This is a genomic window from Kitasatospora sp. NPDC054795 (assembly GCF_053611565.1).
The window spans coordinates 1-3,873 of sequence record NZ_JBSHAP010000265.1 but is presented as its reverse complement, the minus strand read 5'-3'; the positions used below and the strand labels follow the sequence as shown (position 1 = coordinate 3,873).

Here is a 3,873-nt window from a genome sequence, read left to right as displayed (position 1 = left end):
CCAGACCCCACACCTGCGCCTGCCACGGACTCACCAACCGGTCCGCCCGGCCCACCGACACCGCACCGGACGTCAGGGACCACAGCTTCGCCCGCGCGCCGGAGTCGGCGAGGGCGTGCAGCAGGGTCAGCGTCGCGGCCACCCCGGCCGGGAGCAGCGAGCCCCCGGCGTGCGGCTCGGCGTGCGGCTCGGCGTCGGCCGCGAGCAGCGAGACCACGCCCGCGAACTCGCCCTCGGCATTCAACTCGCTGATCCGGTCGGCCAGTTCCTCCCGACCGGCACCGTCGACGGCCAGCGGAACGACCTCCGCACCGGCGGCCAGCAGCGCGCTCTCCACGCCCTCCACCGACGCACCCGCACCCGTCACCAGCAGCCAACGACCCGACAGCCGCCCCTCCGCCGAACCGGCCAACGGCTTCCACGTCACCCGGTACCGCCAGGAGTCCACCACCGAATCCACCCGACGCCGCTGCCGCCACGAGGACAGCACCGGCAGGACGGAGCCCAGTTCCTCGGGCGCCCGGTCGATCTCCAGGGCCGCGGCGAGTTCGCCGAGGTCCTGGCGCTCCACGGCCTGCCAGAAGCGCGCCTCGTCCGGGTCGGCCACGACGGCCGTTCCAGGCGCGGCCTTCGGCCAGTAGCGCTCCCGCTGGAAGGCGTAGGTCGGCAGCTGGGCCGGACGACCGGCCGGCAGCAGCCCGGACCAGTCGATCTCCGCCCCGGCCGTCCACAGCGTGGCGAGCGCCCGCAGGGCCGTGTCGTGGTCGTCCCGGTCCTTGCGCAGCAGCGGCGCGCAGACCGCGTCGGGGAGCATCCGGCCGGCCAGCGCGGTCAGCACGCCGTCCGGGCCGAGCTCCACGAAGCGGGTCACGCCCTCACGGTGCAGGGCGTCGACGCCGTCGGCGAAGCGGACCGCCTCGCGGACCTGCCGCACCCAGTACTCGGGGGTGGACATCAGCCCGGGCCCGGCGAGTTCGCCGGTCAGGTCGGAGACGATCGGCAGCTGCGGCTCCGAGTAGGTCAACCCGCCGAGCACGGCGGCGAATTCGGCGAGCATCGGCTCCATCAGGGCCGAGTGGAAGGCGTGCGAGACGGTCAGCCGGCTGGTCTTGCGACCCTCGGCCCGCCAGCGCTCGGCGAGCTCCTCGACGGCCTCCGCCGGGCCCGAGACCACCAGCGAGGTCGGCCCGTTGACGGCGGCGACGTCCAGCCGGTCGCCGATCGCGTCGCGGACCTCGGCCTCGGTGGCCTGCACCGCCAGCATCGCCCCGCCCTCGGGCAGCGCGTCCATCAGCCGGCCGCGCGCCGCCACCAGGGCGCAGGCGTCGGCGAGCGAGAACACTCCGGCGCAGTGCGCCGCGGCGATCTCGCCGATCGAGTGGCCGAGCAGGAAGTCGGCCGTCACGCCCCAGGATTCGAGCAACCGGTACGAGGCGACCTCGACCGCGAACAGCCCGGCCTGCGCCCACACCGTACGGTCCAGATCCTCCGCCCCCTCGAACACCACGTCCTTCACCGGCCGGTCCAGCAGCAGGTCGAACTCCGCGCAGACCGCGTCGAAGGCCGCCGCGAACACCGGGAACCGCGCGTACAGCCCGGCCCCCATCCCGGCCCGCTGCGAGCCCTGACCGGTGAACAGGAACGCCGTACCGCCCTGCGCCGTGACGCCCGAGACCACCTGGGCCGAGGGCTCGCCCGCCGCCAGCGCGGCGACACCGGAGCGCAGCTCGTCCCGGTCGCCACCGAACACCACCGCGCGGTGGTCCAGCGCGGCCCGGGACAGCAGCCCCGCGGCCACCTCCGCCGGAGCGAACTCCGGTGCGGCCGCGAGGAATCCGGCCAGTCGCCCGGCCTGCGCCGCCAGTGCGGGGGCGGTCCGCCCCGACACCGGCCACGGCAGCACGCCCTCGACGGCCATCGGCTCCTCGGCCGCCACCGCGGGCGCGGACTCCAGGATGACGTGGGCGTTGGTGCCGCTGATGCCGAAGGAGGAGACACCGGCCCGGCGCGGCCGGTCCAGCTCGGGCCACGGGCGGGACTCGGTGAGCAGTTCCACCGCCCCCGCCGACCAGTCGACCTGGGGCGACGGCTCACCGACGTGCAGGGTGGCCGGCAGCACCCCGTGCCGCAGCGCCTGCACCATCTTGATCACACCCGCCACACCGGCCGCGGCCTGGGTGTGGCCGATGTTGGACTTTATCGCGCCGAGCCAGAGCGGCTCACCGGCCCGCTCCTGGCCGTACGTGGCCAGCAGTGCCTGCGCCTCGATCGGGTCGCCGAGGCGGGTACCGGTGCCGTGCGCCTCGACGGCGTCGACGTCGGCGGCCGACAGCCCGGCGCTCGCCAGCGCCTGCCGGATCACCCGCTCCTGCGACGGGCCGTTCGGCGCCGTCAGACCGTTCGACGCACCGTCCTGGTTGACCGCGCTGCCGCGCACCACCGCCAGCACCTCGTGCCCGTGGCGGCGCGCGTCCGACAGCCGCTCCAGCACCAGCACGCCGACGCCCTCCGACCAGCCGGTGCCGTCCGCCTCGGCCGAGAAGGCCTTGCAGCGGCCGTCCGAGGCCAGGCCGCCCTGCCGGGCGAACTCGGCGAAGGCGGTGTTGGTGGACATCACGGTGACACCGCCGGCCAGCGCCAGTTCGCACTCGCCCCGGCGCAGCGCCTGCGCCGCGAGGTGCAGGGCGACCAGCGAGGCGGAGCAGGCCGTGTCCACGGTCAGTGCCGGTCCTTCGAGACCGAAGGCGTACGCCACCCGGCCGGAGAGCACCGACGCGGCGTTGCCGGTGAGCACGTGCCCCTCGACCTCCTCGTCGGAGGCGGCGAGCAGGGTGCCGTAGTCCTGGCCGTTGGTGCCGACGAAGACGCCGACGGGGGCGCCGTGGACGGACAGCGGGTCGGTGCCCGCAGATTCGAAGGCCTCCCAGGACGCCTCCAGCAGCAGCCGCTGCTGGGGGTCCATCGCGAGGGCCTCGCGCGGCGAGATGCCGAAGAGGCTCGCGTCGAAGTCGGTGGCGTGCCGGAGGAAGCCGCCCTCGGGCGCGTACGTCCCGGCGTCGCGGTCGAGGTCCCAGCCGCGGTCGGTCGGGAACGGGCCGACGCCGTCCGCGCCGTCGGTCAGCAGCTGCCACAGTTCGGCGGGCGTGCCGACGTCGCCGGGGAAGCGGCAGCTCATGCCGACGATCACGATCGGCTCGTCGGTCCCGGCCGGTGCGGGCGCCATCGCCTCGGTCAGCACGGCCCGGTCACCGAGCATCAGGCCGAGCAGGTGATCGGCGAGCCGGGTGGGCGTCGGGTGGTCGAACACGAGCGTCGTCGGCAGCCGCAGCGCGGTCTCGGCGCCGAGCCGGTTGCGCAGTTCGACGGCGGTCAGCGAGTCGAAGCCCAGCTCCCGGAAGGCCCGGGCGGGCGCCACCGCGTCGACCGAGGCGTGGCCGAGCACGGACGCGGCCTGGGCCCGGACGAGGTCGAGCAGCAGCTGACGGCGCCGGCCGGCCGGCGCCGAGGCCAGCTCGGAGCCCATCGGCACGGGGGCCTCCGCCCCGACGGGCGCGGGCCGCGCCGCGGCTTCCGGCAGGTCCGCGAGCAGGGTGCTCGGGCGGGAGCCGGTGAAGCCGCCGAGGAACTGCGGCCAGTCGATGTCGGCGACGCTCAGCTCGGTCTCGTCGTGGTCGACGGCCCTGGCCAGGGCCTGGATCGCGAGTTCCGGGTCCATCGGCAGCACGCCGCCGCGCCGCAGCCGCTCGACGACCACCTCGCCGGTGGCGAGGCCGTCCTGCGCCCAGGCGCCCCAGGCGATCGAGAGTCCGGCGAGACCGCGGTCGCGGCGCCGCTGGATCCAGGCGTCCAGGAAGGCGTTCGCCGCCGCGTAGT

At 75.5% G+C, this 3,873-nt stretch carries 1 protein-coding gene; it reads right to left on the bottom strand.

All coding sequences use genetic code 11. The annotated features are described in order from the left end of the window. Window positions 1-3,873: type I polyketide synthase (locus tag ACWGJO_RS41220; protein WP_452190913.1), on the bottom strand; the 3,873-nt coding region annotated here is incomplete at both ends.